This is a genomic window from Amycolatopsis sp. GM8 (assembly GCF_021653975.1).
Classification (GTDB): Bacteria; Actinomycetota; Actinomycetes; order Mycobacteriales; family Pseudonocardiaceae; genus Amycolatopsis_E.
Genome location: NZ_JAJKFK010000004.1, coordinates 176609 through 190637 on the forward strand (window position 1 = coordinate 176609; position 14029 = coordinate 190637).

14 protein-coding genes are annotated in these 14029 nt (G+C 68.6%); 10 read left to right on the forward strand and 4 right to left on the reverse strand.

Annotated features, from left to right (window positions below; all coding sequences use genetic code 11):
• Positions 1–35 precede the first annotated feature (35 nt).
• On the reverse strand, positions 36–971 hold the full coding sequence (locus LOZ83_RS19545) for a TIGR03620 family F420-dependent LLM class oxidoreductase (protein WP_236792288.1): 936 nt from the start codon (positions 969–971) through the stop codon (positions 36–38).
• A gap of 179 nt (positions 972–1150) precedes the next feature.
• Between LOZ83_RS19545 and LOZ83_RS19550 the strand changes: the two genes are divergently transcribed.
• The 6 genes from LOZ83_RS19550 (at position 1151) to LOZ83_RS19575 (ending at position 8738) form a co-directional block, all read left to right on the forward strand.
• Positions 1151–2419: an ABC transporter substrate-binding protein gene (locus tag LOZ83_RS19550; protein WP_236792289.1), complete on the forward strand. Its 1269-nt coding sequence runs from the start codon at positions 1151–1153 to the stop codon at positions 2417–2419.
• Between the two features lie 32 nt (positions 2420–2451).
• Positions 2452–5271 carry a branched-chain amino acid ABC transporter permease/ATP-binding protein gene (locus LOZ83_RS19555; protein ID WP_236792290.1) on the forward strand — a complete coding sequence of 940 codons (2820 nt, stop codon included), beginning with the start codon at positions 2452–2454 and terminating at the stop codon, positions 5269–5271.
• Positions 5268–6011, forward strand: coding sequence for an ABC transporter ATP-binding protein (locus tag LOZ83_RS19560; protein WP_236792291.1), 744 nt, complete (start codon positions 5268–5270; stop codon positions 6009–6011). The genes LOZ83_RS19555 and LOZ83_RS19560 overlap by 4 nt, the downstream gene beginning before the upstream one ends.
• 239 nt (positions 6012–6250) lie before the next feature.
• Entirely contained in the window at positions 6251–6664 is a 414-nt protein-coding gene (locus LOZ83_RS19565; protein ID WP_236792292.1) for a nuclear transport factor 2 family protein, read from the forward strand.
• 23 nt (positions 6665–6687) lie between these two features.
• Entirely contained in the window at positions 6688–7545 is an 858-nt protein-coding gene (locus LOZ83_RS19570) for an alpha/beta hydrolase (RefSeq protein ID WP_236792293.1), read from the forward strand.
• A gap of 41 nt (positions 7546–7586) precedes the next feature.
• Positions 7587–8738: an LLM class flavin-dependent oxidoreductase gene (locus LOZ83_RS19575; RefSeq protein ID WP_236792294.1), complete on the forward strand. Its 1152-nt coding sequence runs from the start codon at positions 7587–7589 to the stop codon at positions 8736–8738.
• Here LOZ83_RS19575 and LOZ83_RS19580 read toward each other — a convergent pair.
• Positions 8735–9568, reverse strand: coding sequence for a helix-turn-helix domain-containing protein (locus tag LOZ83_RS19580; RefSeq protein WP_236792295.1), 834 nt, complete (start codon positions 9566–9568; stop codon positions 8735–8737). The genes LOZ83_RS19575 and LOZ83_RS19580 overlap by 4 nt on opposite strands.
• A 103-nt stretch (positions 9569–9671) precedes the next feature.
• Here LOZ83_RS19580 and LOZ83_RS19585 point away from each other — a divergent pair, with 103 nt between their 5' ends.
• Positions 9672–10433 (forward strand): SDR family oxidoreductase, encoded by a 762-nt coding sequence (locus tag LOZ83_RS19585; protein ID WP_236792296.1) that lies wholly within the window; start codon positions 9672–9674, stop codon positions 10431–10433.
• Between the two features lie 56 nt (positions 10434–10489).
• Here LOZ83_RS19585 and LOZ83_RS19590 read toward each other — a convergent pair whose 3' ends face one another.
• The gene (locus tag LOZ83_RS19590; protein ID WP_236792297.1) at positions 10490–11443 is read right to left on the reverse strand and encodes a ketopantoate reductase family protein; all 954 of its coding nucleotides are present in this window, start codon (positions 11441–11443) and stop codon (positions 10490–10492) included.
• 89 nt (positions 11444–11532) lie between these two features.
• Between LOZ83_RS19590 and LOZ83_RS19595 the strand changes: the two genes are divergently transcribed.
• Positions 11533–12120, forward strand: coding sequence for a TetR/AcrR family transcriptional regulator (locus LOZ83_RS19595; protein ID WP_236792298.1), 588 nt, complete (start codon positions 11533–11535; stop codon positions 12118–12120).
• Positions 12121–12168: 48 nt separating this feature from the next.
• On the opposite strand, the gene LOZ83_RS19600 is transcribed toward LOZ83_RS19595, so the two are convergent.
• Complete coding sequence (locus LOZ83_RS19600; RefSeq protein WP_236792299.1) at positions 12169–12723, reverse strand: hypothetical protein; 555 nt, start codon at positions 12721–12723, stop codon at positions 12169–12171.
• A gap of 130 nt (positions 12724–12853) precedes the next feature.
• Here LOZ83_RS19600 and LOZ83_RS19605 point away from each other — a divergent pair, with 130 nt between their 5' ends.
• Both LOZ83_RS19605 and LOZ83_RS19610 read left to right on the forward strand, forming a co-directional pair.
• Complete coding sequence (locus LOZ83_RS19605; protein WP_236793554.1) at positions 12854–13648, forward strand: hypothetical protein; 795 nt, start codon at positions 12854–12856, stop codon at positions 13646–13648.
• Positions 13569–13991: an ester cyclase gene (locus LOZ83_RS19610; protein ID WP_236793487.1), complete on the forward strand. Its 423-nt coding sequence runs from the start codon at positions 13569–13571 to the stop codon at positions 13989–13991. The genes LOZ83_RS19605 and LOZ83_RS19610 overlap by 80 nt, the downstream gene beginning before the upstream one ends.
• Positions 13992–14029 lie beyond the last annotated feature (38 nt).

Below are 14029 nucleotides of genomic sequence, written 5' to 3' on the forward strand. Positions count from 1 at the left end.
GTACAGCGATGGCAGGCGGAAGTCACGCCACAGCGTCACCGGGCGAGCTCGGTGATCGCGGGCGCCAGCCATTCCAATTGCTCGACACCGCTGCCGTAGTCGCCGGTCATCGGAGTCAGCATGACGTGGTCGGCCCCGGCCGCGAGATGCTCCTGGACCTTCGCCGTGATCGCGTCCCGGCCACCGTGCGCGATGATGGCGTCCACGACGTGGCCGGCCCCGGCGGCGACATCCTCGGCCGGGTAGCCGAGGCGGACGAGGTTCGCGGCATACGGCGAATCCGGCCTGCCGAAACTGGCCGCGGCCAATCGCCGCGCCGTCTCCCGCGCCCGCTGCTTGTCGGCGTCGGGGACGACCGGCAACCCGATGACGAGCAGCTTGCCCGCGCCCAGCGTGGCCCGCGCCGCGGCGGTGTACTCGGCGGGGACGACGGTCGGCTGCGCGCCGTCCGCGATCTCACCGGCCAGTTTCAGCATCTTGGGCCCGTTGGCCGCGATGATGCGCGGGTAGGCGGCATCGGCCTCGGACGCCGTCATCCGCTCGAGGTACTCGCGGAGGCGGGCGAGCGGCCGATCGTAGGTGTGGCCGAGCATTTCGGCGTGGAACGGGTAACCGGGTCCCAGTCCCAGCACGAACCGGCCGGGGAACGCGTCGGCGAGCAGCGCGCTCGCGCCGTGCGCGGTTTCGGCGGGCCGGGCCCACATGTTCGCGACGGAGGTGCCGAACGTCATCCGCTCGGTCGCCCCGAGCAGGACGGCCAGCTCGACGAGACCGTCCTTTCCGCCGATGCCTTCGCCGTTCCAGGCCGCCTTGTAGCCGGCGCGTTCGAGGCGGCGTACGGCATCCACCTGCATGGCCATCGGGAATCGCTTCATGGCGCCGACGGTGGGCAGGTGGAATCCCACCGGACCGATCGAGGACCGCGCGGATCGCACGCGGTCGCCACCGGCTGGGTCGCTGCTCTGTGTCATCGGATCACTTCCCGGTTCACCGTGTTTCCCATAGATTTTTTTGAATAGCATTCGATTAAGTTCCGGTCACGATTCTATGCGTGATTGAATCTGCTGTGTCATCGTGCCACACACCAAACGCCGACGGCACGCGGCTCCGCCGCAGCGAATACCGCCGGTGCAACGAAAGGTGAGACATGATGCGTTCAGCATCTGTGCTCGGACTGCTCGCGACGGGTGCGCTCGTGGTCGCGGCCTGTGTCGGCTGTGGCAGTGGTTCGGGTGACTCGGCCCAGGCGGGCGCGACGAGTCAAGCGCCGGCCGCCGCCCGGAGCGGGACGAAGTTCGACCCGGCCAAGCCCGCGGTCACCGTCGGGTTCCACAACATGGAGGGTGGCGCGATCTCGGTCCCCGACGTCCGGGCCGGGTTCGAGGCCGGGATGGACTACGTGAACTCCGAACTCGGCGGCATCAACGGCGGCGAGATGAAGGCGGTCAGCTGCAAGACCGACGGCTCGCCGGAATCCTCGGTCAACTGCGCCAACCAGTTCGTGCAGAAGAACGTCGTCCTCGCGACCTCGGGTGTCGACTTCGGCGCCGACAGCATGCTCCCCGTGCTGAAGTCGGCGGGTCTCGCCGAGATGGGCATGGTCGCGCTGGCCCCGGCCATGGACCAGGCGGTCGGCGACGCGTGGTTCGCCGCGTTCTCCGCTCGTGAGGCCTACGCGGCCGACGTCGTGGAGCAGCACAACCTCGGCGCGAAGTCGCTCGCCGTGGCCATGGTGGACACCGCGGCCACGCGGTCCAACTACGACAACATCATCGCGCCCGCGGCGGCGAAACTCGGGATGACCGCGAAGGTGTTCTACTACCCGACGCAGGCCGACTGGACCTCGCTCGCCGCGACGATCGCGGCGACGAACCCGGACGCGGTCACGCTGTGGACCACCGGCGCGGACGCCCTCGCCGCGGTTCCCGCGCTGCGCTCCGTGGGCTTCAACGGCACCATCAACGCGGGCTCCAACAACGAGATCATCCCCAGGCTGGACGCGAGCGTATTGCAGAACGTCAACTTCACCTCGACCTTCTACAGCACGGATTTCGCCAGCGTCCCGCCGAAGGTGAAGCAGGATCTCGACGCGTTCAGCTACTACATCAAGAAGGACGGGCCGAACGTGCAGGCGATGGCGCAGGCCCAGCAGGGCTTCTACGTCGCGGTGCAGGCCGCCGACATGCTGCGCCAGATCAAGACCGACCCGCTGACCGCGAAGGCCGTGCACGACGGGATGGGCGCGACCAAGGGCGGCGAGATCTTCCGCACCACCGGCTACGACTGCTCGAAGCCGACGTGGCCGAACTCCACCGCCTGCGCCAGCGGACTCCTCTTCGCGAAGGTCAACGGCGACAAGAAACTCGAGACCCTGCCCGACCAGCCGGTGGACGTCACCGCCGTGCGCCCGGCGTCCTGACGCACTGCCCGCGAACGAAGGGAACGACGATCTTGAGTCAGTATCTGTTGTTCTTGGTGCTCGGCCTCGGCGTCGGGGCGGTGTATGCCGCCCTGACGCTGGGGATCGTCGTGACGTACCAGGGCACCGGCGTGATCAACTTCGCCGCCGCGGCGATGGCCGCGGTGCCGCTGTACGTCTACGACGACCTCCGGCACGGAAAGCTGACCCTGCCGGTTCCCTGGCTGCCGTCGTTCGAGGTCGGGGTGCCTCCGGTGTGGGCCTCGGTGATCATCGCCGTCGCCGTCGGAGCCCTGCTCGGCGCGCTCGTCGAGGTGGCCGTCTCGCATCCGCTGCGCAAGGCCCCGCCGCTGGCGAAGGTCGTCGCCGCGGTCGGGATCATGCTGACCCTGCAGGCGGCGGTCGCGCTCACGTACAGCACCGACGCGCGGCTCCGCACGGTGTTGCTGCCCGCGGGCACGGTCAAGATCGCCGGCGCGACCGTCGCCACCGACCGGCTCTGGCTGATCGCGATCGTCGTCGTCCTCGGTTCCGCGCTGGCGGTGTGGTTCCGCTGGTCGCGCACCGGTCTCGCGGTGCGTGCGGCGGCGGAGAACGAGCGGGCCGCGGCGTTCGCCCGGCTCTCCCCGCGCACGCTCGGCATGGTCACGTGGGTACTGGCATCCACGTTCAGCAGCCTCGTCCTGGTGCTGGCCGGCCCGGCCACCGGCGTGCTGTCGCCGTCGACGATGACGCTGCTGGTGGTGCCCGCGCTGGCGGGCGCGCTGCTGGCCCGGCTGAGTTCGCTGTGGGTCGGCCTCGCCGGCGCGCTCCTGCTCGGTGTGGTGCAGTCGGAACTGCAGTTCGTTTCCCTGGCGAAGTCGTGGTGGCCGGAGTGGGCGAAGCAGGGGCTGACCGACGCCATCCCGTTCGTCGTCATCGTCATCGCGCTGTACCTGCTCGGGCGGACGATCCCGACCCGCGGGGACGACACGACCACCAGGCTGCCGCCGGTGATCCTGCCGCGCAACCGGCCACTCGTGATCGGGCTGCTGGTGGCCGGCGGTGTCGCGGTGCTGGCGGCCACCAGCGGCACCTACCGGTTCGGTGTCATCACCAGCCTCGCAATCGCGCTCATCGCGCTCTCGCTCGTCGTGCTGACCGGCTTCGTCGGCCAGATTTCGTTGGCACAGGCCGCTTTCGCCGGGGTCGCGGGCCTCGTCCTGTCCAAGTTCGGGACGGGCGTGCCGTTCCCGTTCTCGATGATCCTGGCCGCGCTCATCGCCGGTGCGGCCGGTGTCGTCGTCGGTCTTCCCGCGCTGCGAATACGTGGCGCGCAACTGGCCGTCGTCACCCTCGCCGCCGCGCTCACCCTCCAGCGTTTCGTGTTCGCCAACCCGGCGATCGTGTCGGCGACGACGGACGTCATCCCCAGCCCGAGCCTGTTCGGCTGGAACCTCTCGGTCCGCGACGGCCAGGACGTCGCCCGGCTGCCTTTCGGGCTGCTGGTCCTTGCCGTGGTCGCGATCGCGTTCGTCCTGGTCACCAACCTCCTGCGGGCCGGCACCGGGCGCAAGATGCTCGCGGTCCGCTCGAACGAACGAGCCGCGGCCGCCATGGGCATCGGGGTGTCCTCGGTGAAGCTGATGGCGTTCGCGCTGTCCTCGTTCCTCGCCGGGCTGGGCGGCACGCTGATCGGCTACAGCCGCGGCCAGCTGTCGGCCGACTCCTTCGGTGTGTTCGTCGGCCTCGCCTTCCTGGCCACCGCGTATGTCGCCGGGATCACCAGCGCGAGCGGCGCGCTGATCGCGGGGGCGGGAGCCGTGCTCGGCATCGTTTACGTCTTCCTCGACAGCAATCTCGACCTCGGCCAGTACTACGCGCTGATCACCGGTCTGTCGCTGATCCTGACGGTGCTGTTCAACCCGATGGGGATCGCCGGCAAGACGCGCGCCGACTTCGATCGCCTTGCCGGCCGGTTCCGGCGCCGCAAGCCCGCGACCGCCCCGGCCGTCACGATCGCACCGGTCCCGGCCGCGCCGCCCGCGCGCGCGGTGGGCGACGTCCTGCTGCGGACTCACGGCATCACGGTCTCCTACGGTGGCGTGACCGCGGTGGACGATCTCGGCATCGAGGTGCGCGCCGGCGAGATCGTCGGGCTGATCGGTCCCAACGGCGCGGGCAAGACGAGTTTCATCGATGCCATCACCGGGTTCACCCCGTGCGCCGGTGAGGTGACGCTCGGCGGGCGGGTGCTGAGCAAGGCGCCGCCGCACCGCCGCGCGCGGGCGGGGCTGGTCCGCACCTGGCAGGCCGCCGAACTGTTCGACGACCTGTCGGTCGAGAACAACCTGCGCGTCGCCGACGACGTCGGCCGCGACGGCGTGAAGTTGTTGCGCGACACGGTAATGCCGAACCCGGCACCGTCCCCGGCGATCCGGAACGCACTCGAGCTGATGTCACTGACCGATGTCGTGGACAGCAGACCGGGTGAGCTCTCCCTCGGCCGGCAGAAGGCGCTCGGTGTGGCCAGGGCATTGGCGCTGCGACCCGAGGTGCTGCTGCTGGACGAGCCGGCCGCGGGCCTGGACACGGCGGAGAGCCTCGCGTTCGGTGTCCATCTCCGGCAGATCGCCGCCACCGGTGTGGGATGCCTGCTCATCGATCACGACATGCATCTCGTGCTCGGGGTGTGCGATCGCGTCTACGTGATCGAGTTCGGCAAGCTCATCGCCGTGGGACCGCCCGACGTGGTGCGGCGCGATCCACGGGTGCTCGCCTCCTATCTCGGTGCGGACAGCGTCGGCGAGGACGGCTACGAACCCGATCTGGACGACGATGTGGAAGCGGCGTTCCCGGGCGGGCGATCATGAGCACACTCATCGAGACGAACGAGCTGACCTGCGGTTATGGCCGGCTGCCGGTCGTGCGTGGGCTCGACCTGACGGTCGGCGCCGGCGAGGTGGTGTGCCTGCTCGGTGCCAACGGCGCGGGCAAGACGACCTCGCTGCTCACGATCGCCGGGGCGCTGCCGAAGCTCGGCGGGACGGTGCACGTCGCCGGTCGGAAGGTGACGGCGGCGCGCCCGCACGAGGTCGCCCGCCGCGGGGTGAGCATCGTGCCGGAGGGCCGCGGCCTGTTCTACAAGCTGACCGTCGCGGAAAACCTGCGGCTGCGGCGGCATCGCAGGTCGACCGTCTCGGTGGCCGAAGTCCTCGGCCACTTCCCGGCGCTGTCGAAGCTGATGTCGCGGCGAGCGGGCCTGCTCTCCGGCGGCGAGCAGCAGATGCTGGCCCTCGCGGGCGCGCTGGTCGCGGACCCGCGGGTGATCATGCTCGACGAGATGAGCCTCGGGCTGGCACCGAGCATCGTCGAGCAGCTCCTGCCGATGGTGCGGGAGATCGCGGACAGCCGGGGGATGGGTGTCCTGCTCGTCGAGCAGCACGTGCTGGCCGCGCTGAAGATCGCCGACCGTGGATACGTTCTCGCGCAAGGCAATGTCGTCGCGGAAGGGACCGCGGCCGAACTGCGCCGGGACGCCGAACTGATCGAGGCGAGCTACCTCGGCGACGGCAAGGCGGTCACCGAAGCCGAAGCGATCGGTCTGATCTGACCATGCTGGGGGATCAGGTCGGGTTCCTCGGATGCCCCGCTCCGCCGAGGTGGGGTGGCTTGTCCGTGACCGCACGCCGTGATATTTTCAAACACGTATTGAAAATTGGCTGGTCGGGCCGGTTTTTTCCGGCAGGCGGAACCGGAATCGAGGCGCGGTGGCGCGGCTCGGTTAGGGTTGGTGATCACCAGGCCGCACGAGTTTCAAGCCGGACTCGAATACTTCGAAGGAGGTGTGAATTGCCGGATGCCATCGACGGGGCCGATACCTTGCTCGCGAGTGTCCCGGCGATGAGCGAGGGCGAGATCGACGAGCTCTTCCAGGCTTTCGTTCATGCCTTCGGCCAACGTGACCTGGCGGTCCTGGCCTCGCTCTGGACGCCGGACATCCGCGCTTGGCACAGCGTCGACTGCCACGCCAAGGATCGCGACGAGTATCTGGCGTTCATCGCCAACCTGCCGAAACGCGAGACTCGATTCGTGGATCCCCGCCGGACCTATTTCCACAACGGTTTCGTCCAGCAGCACATCGTGGAGATCATCCCGCCGGACGGTCCGGTCGACCGGAACTACATTTGCCTGGTGATGAGGATGGAGAATGGTCTTATCTCGCGCATTGACGAATATATCACTTTCGGCCCGGTCATGCCCTGAACTTCGAGGTTCGGTGGCCGCCCGTGGCTGAGCACGCCGTCGTGAGCCCAGCTCTGCGAAAACGGCGCGCGGCCGCGGAAGCTTTCGTCGAGCTGGCCAGCGAACCGGAAGGGGTGCGCTGGACCGAGGTGAACGCCGGTGGCATCACAGGGTTGTGGGCGGAAGCCATTGATGGCAGCGCGGACCGGGTGGTGCAGTACCTGCACGGCGGTGGTTATCTGAGCGGCTCGGCGGCCTCGCATCGCCGGCTCGGCGGCCACCTGGCCAAGGCGGTCGGTGGTCGCGTGTTCCTGCTGGATTACGGGCGGGCGCCCGAAAATCCGCACCCCGGCCCGGTCAACGACAGTGTGGCGGCCTATCGCTGGTTGCTCGATGACGGTGTGCGCCCGGATCGGCTGGCCGTGGCCGGGGATTCGTCCGGCGGCGGGCTCGCGCTGGCCACGTTGCTGAAGCTGCGCGACGACGGGTTGCCCCAGCCCGCGGCCGCCGTGGCCCTCTCGCCGTGGACCGATCTCGAGGTCACCGGCGAGACCGTGACGAGCAACGCCGATCAGGATCTCATCGTCACCCCCGGCAGATTACGGGAGCTGGCCGAGGTTTTCCTGGCGGGCGGGGACGTTCGCGATCCGCTGGCCGCACCGCTGCACGGGGACTATCGCGGGGTGTGCCCGATCTACCTTCAGGTCGGGGGCGCCGAGATTCTCCTCGACGACAGCAACCGGGTCGCCGAGGTCGCCCGGCGAGCGGGGGTCGACGTCACGGTCGACGTATTCGCCGGGATGCAACACGTGTTCCAGATGAAGGTCGGGAAACTGCCGGCAGCCGACGAAGCGATCGCGCGCATGGGTGACTGGCTGAGCACACGACTCGGCGGGAACTGAGCGGAACGTTTCCGAAACAAGATGTGAAAGGTTGAACTCCAGTGAAGATCGGCGTTTTTTTCAATTGGCAGAACACCACCGACTGGGATCGTTACCTGGCCAAGGATTCGTCCCCGCAGGTGATCACCGACCAGCAGATCTACGATGAGGAGATCTACCTCGGAGACCTGGTCGAGCCGCTGGGATTCGACTCGTACTGGGCGATCGACCACTACTTCACGCCCTACGGAATGACCGGCGGCGCGCTGCAGAACCTCACCCGTTTCGCGGGGCGGACCAACCGGATCGACGTCGGCACCATGGTCGTCGTCCTCCCGTGGTACAACCCGCTGCTGGTGGCCCACCAGATCAGTGTGCTCGACAACATGCTGCAGGGACGCCAGTTGACCCTCGGCCTCGGCCGGGGAGCCTCGTTCCGTGAGTTCGACCCGCTCGGGATTCCGATGGGCGACGCGCGGGGACGATTCATGGAATCACTCGACGTCCTCAAGCTGGCGCTCACCAAGGAGTTCTTCTCCTTCGAAGGTGAGTACTTCCAGATTCCCGAGACGAGTATCCGGCCGAAGTTCCGCAACCCCGAGCGCCTTCTGGATCGCATGCGGATCGCGTGGAACAGCCCCGAGACGTTGCCGATCGCGGCGAAAGCCGGGGTGGGTATTTTCATGACCGGGCAGAAGAGCTTCGCGGACTACCGGAAGGATGTCGGCAAGTTCAACGGCCTGCGGGCGGAGAGTGGCTGGGCGCCCGTGCAGCCGACCGTCACCGTGCGGATTTCGTGTTTCGAATCCGAGACCGAGGCCTGGGACGTCATCTCCGCGCACATGGTCGAGGCGCAGCGCAACGCGCACACGCATTACGGATTCGGCGGCGTCTCGAAAATGGGGGACAAGAAGGGTTACGAGCAGTACGCCGCGCTCGACAACTTCAAGATCACCGACGAGCAGATCATCGAGAAGGAGGCGCTGCCGCAGGCTTGGGGGACCCCCGACCAGGTTTTCGAGAAGCTGCAGTCCATTCAGCAGGTGACCGGCGCCGAGGAATTCGTCTGCAACTTCCGGTACGGCAGCATGCCCGCGGAGACCGCCGAGCGATCGATGCGGTTGTTCGCCGAGAAGGTGCTGCCGCGCCTGCACAAGATGGACACGCCGCTCGACCCCAGCCTCACCGGCGCCGCCAGCGCGACCTCGGCCTAGTCCACCCCGATGGCGGCATCCTGGACCATGGAGGCGAGGAGCCGGAGTTTCTCGTCGCTCTCACTACAGTGATCCGCGTAATAGAGCACCAGCAGCAGATCGTCGACGGGCAGCTTGTCCCGGTGCAGGTGCAGCTCGCCCACGACGGGATGGTGCACGGTGGTGGTGCCGCCATCGAGGCCGCGCACGTCGTGGCGCGCCCAGAGAGTCCGGAACCGTTCGCTCGAAAGGGCCAGTTCACCCACCAGTTCCACGAATCGCGGGTTGTCGATGTCGTCGCCGATGGACTTTCTGAAGGCGGCGATGAACCCTTCCGCGGAACGCGTCCAGTCCTGCTGGAACGCCTGTTCTTCGGGATCGAGGAGCAGCGAACGGAGACGGTTGTACCCGGGCTGCAGGCGCGGCGAGAGCGCGACGGCGAGTTGGTTGGAGGCGAGCACGTCGAACGCGCGCCCTTCCACGAACGCGGGAACCTGCACGCTCGCCAGCAGCTGGAGCAACCGTGCCAGCACACGTTCGGGCTTCGCGCGCCGCTTCGGCCTGGGGCGTGGGGCGGCCAGGCTCAGCAGGTATTCCTGTTCGAACTCGTCGAGGTGCAGCACCCGGCCGAGCGACGCGAGGACCTGCGGTGAGGGGTTCTTGTCGCGGCCGCGCTCGAGCCGCAGGTAGTAGTCGGCGCTGATGCCCGCGAGCAGCGCCACTTCTTCCCGGCGGAGCCCGGGAACGCGGCGATTGACACCGGCCGGCAACCCGGCCTGTTCCGGGGTCACCAGCGCCCGCCGGGCACGGAGGTACGCGCCGAGCAGGTTGGCGTGATCGTCGCCGCTCATGTCCACCATCGTAAAACGGGCTGCCCGGATGAAAGGGGTCCTGCCAGGACCCTGGAAGAAGGGGACACTGCCTGCTTCCGGGAAACAGTTCGACACTGAAGCCATGGACATCACCAACCGCACAGTTTTCATCTCCGGCGCCACCTCGGGAATCGGTCTCGAACTCGCCCGGCGCTTCGACGCCGCCGGCAGCACGGTCATCGTCGGTGGCCGGCGAACCGACCTGCTGGACAAGATCGCCGCCGAAGGGTTCGCGACCGTTCCCATCGACGTGACCGATTCCAGCAGCGTTGACCGTGCCCGCGACACGATCCTTCAGAGCCACCCCAGCCTCGACACCATCGTGACGATGGCCGGCGTGGGGTTCCCCGAGGACCTGCGCGATCCCGCACATTTCGGCGACGCCGAGAAAACCATCGACACCAACCTGCTCGGCACGATCCGCGTCATCGACGCGTTCACCCCGCACCTGATCGGGCGCGGCGGCGGCACGATCATCACGGTCTCGTCGGGGATCGGGTTCCTGCCGTTCCCGGTCATGCCCACCTACGCCGCGTCGAAGGCCGGCGTGCACGCCTACACCGAGGCGTTGCGCGCGCAACTGGACGGCACCGGTGTCGAGGTCGCCGAACTCGTTCCCCCGGCCGTCGCCACCAGGCTCGGACAAGCCCCGCGCAACCCCCACGCACTCGACCTGACCGAGTTCGCCACCGAGGTGATGGACCTGGTCCAGGCCAATCCGACGCCACACGAGATCCTCGTCAAGGGCGTGCTCATGCATCGCTGGGCCGAACGTGACGGCACCTACCACGATTTGGTGGCACAGCGGTCGCAGGCGCTCGCGATGCTCCCGAGTCGCCAGTAGCCGTCCGCTACCGGGTGACCGGGAACTGCTACAGACCATCCATCCGGGCCGTGCCGTCAGGTAGCCGCACGGGCGAACTTCGGTTCCGCCGCTGCCAATCGCGGTACCGCGACGCCCAATCGCCGCGCCTCGGCCAGGGTGTCGCGGCAGATCTCACGTGGCTCCTCGGCCTCGGGGTCGGAGTGCGCCTCGAAAGTCACGCGCACAGCCGCGACATGAGCGGTCAGCCAGGCGAGGACGGGGGCCACCAGCCGGGGCGCACGGAACAGCAGCCCGCCGCCCCGGTGACGTCGCAGGTCGACGCCGCGCGCTTCGAGGAGCGGCAGCAGTTCGCGGCCGGCCAGCAGCGCCTCGCGCAGGTCGCCCGTCGCCCCGGCCAGCTTGGCCAGTGACCCCCGCCGCAGGCCCTGCGAATGCAGGGCGGCGTCCGACACGAAATGGATCCACAGCCAGCCGCGGAAGTCGGGCTGCTCCGTGAGCCGGAACCCTGCCTCGCGAAATGTTTGGCGCACCGCCCGCTCGCGATCGGTCGGCGGCCGGCCGAGGGTGCCGAAGACGACCGACGGCAACAGTGCCGCGTGGAGTACGCCGTCCTCGCCGAAGCCGCCACCGGCCTGAGGAAAGCCCCAGGCGACCTGGTCGACGGAAAGCGCGCCGATCGCGGCCGGCGGCTCGGCCCAGATGTTGCCGAAGACCAGCACCGTGGCGTGGCCGGCGCGCGGTGCCAGGAAGGCGGCCGCCGCGGCGAGGCGGTGGTGCGGCACGCTGAGCACGATCAGGTCGAAATCGTGGTCCGGCTCCAGCGCCTCGCGGTAGCGCACCGGCCATTTCTCGACGACTCGCTGCCCCCACACCCGGCGCCGCGTGTCGAGGAGATCGAGATCGATCGCCTCCCCGTACGTCGCCGCGCGGCCCGGGCGGACGTAGAACTCGACGTCATGCCCGGCCCGTTCCAGGGCCCAGCCGTACACGGTGGCGATCACGCCTCGGCCGAACATCAGGATCTTCATGCTGCACCTCGTGGGGTACGATCGATTTGGAGGTCATCTCCACTTTCAAAATATGGAGATCATCTCCAGTTGTCAACGCGAGGGGGCGCATGACCGCCGACAAGCCACTGCGGGCCGACGCGCAACGCAAGCGTGACGCCCTGCTGGCGACAGCCCGGGAGGTCTTCGACGCCGGCGGCTTTTTCGACCTGCGCTTCGATGACTTCGCCCGCTTGGCCGGGGTGGGCACGGGCACGCTGTACCGCCACTTCCCGACCCGGGAGGCACTAGCGGAGGCGGTCTACCACGGGGAAGTCGCGGCGCTGTGCGTCCGTGCCCGCGAGCTACAGGCCACCCTGCCCGCGGCGGAGGCGTTGGCGACTTTCCTGCGTGGCATGGTCGACCACATGCACGCCCATCAGGGCCTCGCCCGGACATTGGCGACGCTCATGGCCGCCGGCTCGGGTGCCCTCGCCGAGGGCGGTCAGGCATTGGAGGAGGCGGTCACCGACCTGGTGGCCGCCGCGGTGAAGGACGGCACCGCCCGCGACGACGTGGATGCCGGTGCCATCATGATGGCCCTGCACGGCATCGGCGCGGCCCACGACCGCCCGAATTGGCGCACCGAGGCGGACGGCGTCATCACCCTGGTCCTGGACGGGCTGCGCCGCCCGCCCGCGCGTGAGGGATCCGGCTAGCGGGCCGGGGCGGACAAGCAATGGAACAGCGACCCAGGGCCGCATTGTTCACGCCGTGTTGTCACGATCGCGGATCGGGCCGTGGACCTCGCAGTCGGGGTTCGGGCAGTTGGCGGCGCTCCGCTCGTTCCAGGCCGCGCCCATCTTCTCGGACCGCGCTTCGGCCCGGGCGTCGCGCCGGGCACGCCAGGGGGACTGGGCCAGGCGGCGAGTGATCAGAAGCTCGTGGGGCGCGTAGTCGTTGTCGGTCCGGGCGACTTCCAGCCCGGCGGCTACGAGGATTGCCTGCATCGCCTTCGCCATCGCTTCGCCGATCGCGGACGTCAACCGCGAGAACGCGGCGCACTCCTCGCCCTCGTGGTGTGGGTCGTCGCCCCACGCGTCCTGCGCCGCGTCGAGGAGGAGGTTGTGTTCTCGCCAGTCGACCAGCACACCGCGCAGGTAGGGCATGTCCACGGCAACGACCGCGCCGGCCGTTTCGGCCAGACTCTCTCCGGGCACTACCGGTAGTCCGGCCGCGACGAGTTCGGACTGTACGACGCCTGCCAGCAGTTCGAGACGACGGCGCTGCACCGGGTCCACGCCGAATGGGGTCTCCGTCATACTCGGATCTTCGCAGCTCGTCGCCTCAGAGTCTCCGGCGCCCACAAGCGCTTGCGGCAGCGGCGGTGCGGCCAAGCTGGTCGAATCCTGGGGTGCGCAAGAGAGTTGGACCGCGTCCTCGTTCGACCAGATGTGGCTGCTGACCGGCCGGGGACTGCTGCGCGCCGAGCTCGGCGACCTGCGCGGAGCGCTGGCTGACCAACTGGAGACGGGCCGCCTGGCCGAGCGGCACGGCGTGGTCAATCCCGCGATGATGCCGTGGCGTTCCCGTGCCGCGATCGCGGCCGCCCGGCTCGGCGAGACAGCTGAGGCCCAGCGGCTGGCGGCGGAAGAGGTCGATCTGGCAAGGCAATGGGGAACGCGCCGCGTCGTGGGATGCGCGCTCGCCGCACTGGGCCGAGTCAACCGGGACGCGGAACTCCTGGCCGAGGCCGCGGATCTGCTCGCGCAGTCGTCAGACCGGCTAGCTTTCGCCGAGGCCAACTTTCACCTCGGCGTCGCTCTGCGCAGCGCCCGCCGATCCGGCGAAGCCCGCACCGCGTTGACCCGTGCCCATCGCCTCGCGACCGATATCGGCGCCACCCAGCTGGCCCGGCAAGCGAAGGACCTTCTCGACCGGATCGCCGCTCGCCGCCCGGCAGGAACGCCGGCGACCAGCCTGACCACGCAAGAACGGCACATCGCGGAACGAGCCGCGGCCGGCGCGACCTCGGTAACGCACTCCAAGACAACCGATAGCGGCGGCTTCAGAGTGAGACAAGGGCACGTCCCTATCGTCGTTTTCCGTGAGCAGCGAATCCGACGTGCGGCAGAACATCGACGTGGTGCGGCGGCTCGTGGAAGACGTGCTGCCCCACGGCCGGTTCGAGCTCCTGGACGGCCTTGTGACGCCGGGCTGTGTCACGCACCGAGCCGGCTTCGCTGATCTCGTTGCCGCACGTGGTGGTGTGATCCCGAGTGACGGCAGCTTTCGCGAACGCGTCGAAGCGGGCTGGCTGCCGATGTCGCGGGTTCTGCGCGACCAGCAGGTCGCCATCGACGAGATCAGCGGCGCCGGTGACACGGTGTGGATGCGTTCGCGGGTGAGCTTCACGCATGCCGGCGAGTTCCTCGGTGCGCCGGCGACCAATCGCCGGATCGAATTCCGTGAGGTCGGCCTGCTGCGTTTCGGCGATGACCGCAAGATCGCGGACGTCTGGTTCCTGTGCGAGGAACTCAACGCGGCCCGCCAGCTCGGATTCGCGTTACAGGCACCGACTTCTCACTGATCTCGTCCGCGAATCGGTCCCAGGGTTCGAAGGAGCTT

Bases quoted from the DNA above. Each gene is read 5' to 3' on its own strand.
- LOZ83_RS19550 (WP_236792289.1), top strand. From the start codon at position 1,151: ATGCGTTCAGCATCTGTGCTCGGACTGCTCGCGACGGGTGCGCTCGTG.
- LOZ83_RS19605 (WP_236793554.1), top strand. From the start codon at position 12,854: ATGTGGCTGCTGACCGGCCGGGGACTGCTGCGCGCCGAGCTCGGCGAC.
- LOZ83_RS19585 (WP_236792296.1), top strand. From the start codon at position 9,672: ATGGACATCACCAACCGCACAGTTTTCATCTCCGGCGCCACCTCGGGA.
- LOZ83_RS19600 (WP_236792299.1), bottom strand. From the start codon at position 12,723: ATGACGGAGACCCCATTCGGCGTGGACCCGGTGCAGCGCCGTCGTCTC.
- LOZ83_RS19560 (WP_236792291.1), top strand. From the start codon at position 5,268: ATGAGCACACTCATCGAGACGAACGAGCTGACCTGCGGTTATGGCCGG.
- LOZ83_RS19595 (WP_236792298.1), top strand. From the start codon at position 11,533: ATGACCGCCGACAAGCCACTGCGGGCCGACGCGCAACGCAAGCGTGAC.
- LOZ83_RS19580 (WP_236792295.1), bottom strand. From the start codon at position 9,568: ATGAGCGGCGACGATCACGCCAACCTGCTCGGCGCGTACCTCCGTGCC.
- LOZ83_RS19545 (WP_236792288.1), bottom strand. From the start codon at position 971: ATGACACAGAGCAGCGACCCAGCCGGTGGCGACCGCGTGCGATCCGCG.
- LOZ83_RS19590 (WP_236792297.1), bottom strand. From the start codon at position 11,443: ATGAAGATCCTGATGTTCGGCCGAGGCGTGATCGCCACCGTGTACGGC.